Annotated in this window: 1 protein-coding gene; it reads right to left on the bottom strand. The window is 39.2% G+C overall.

The window, feature by feature from the left end:
- Positions 1-239: ABC transporter permease (locus HC175_RS17940; protein ID WP_209310067.1), on the bottom strand; the 239-nt coding region annotated here is incomplete at its 3' end.
- Positions 240-482: the final 243 nt, after the last annotated feature.

Genomic DNA, 482 nt, shown 5'->3' with positions numbered 1-482 from the left:
CCAAATTCTAAAAGAGTGGGACGGGATTGAAGGGTGAAGACCAAACCCAGGATAAAACCGGTAATTCCCACCAAAACAAGGGATTTATTCCCCATTTGATAGCATTGGCGTAAAAATTCCCTGAATTCAAAAGGGCGTGAGAACAACTCTTTAAAGAATCTTCCGGCAAAATGGGAGAGGGCCCCAATTTCGGTGAAAAAGGAGATAAGGTTGGCGGCTATTGGAAAATTTCCTACCATACCATAATTGTTTCAATAAAGCTACAACTCTTTAAGCGGGACAAACATGATATCTCTCAGGTTTTTGTCCGAACCATAAGATGTATTAAGGGTGACAGGTATAAAATTTGAATGTAGCCCCACAATTCTCTAACTAATCTGTAAATTAGGGTGAATGTAGAATAGAACTTATTTAAATATGATCATTACCCTAACTGCCAACCCGGCCCTGGATATTTATTCGACCACAGAAAAATTTGAACC

Source organism: Salinimicrobium oceani, from assembly GCF_012037645.1.
The sequence above is the reverse complement of the archived record's forward strand: the minus strand, read 5'-3'. Positions and strand labels throughout refer to the sequence as shown.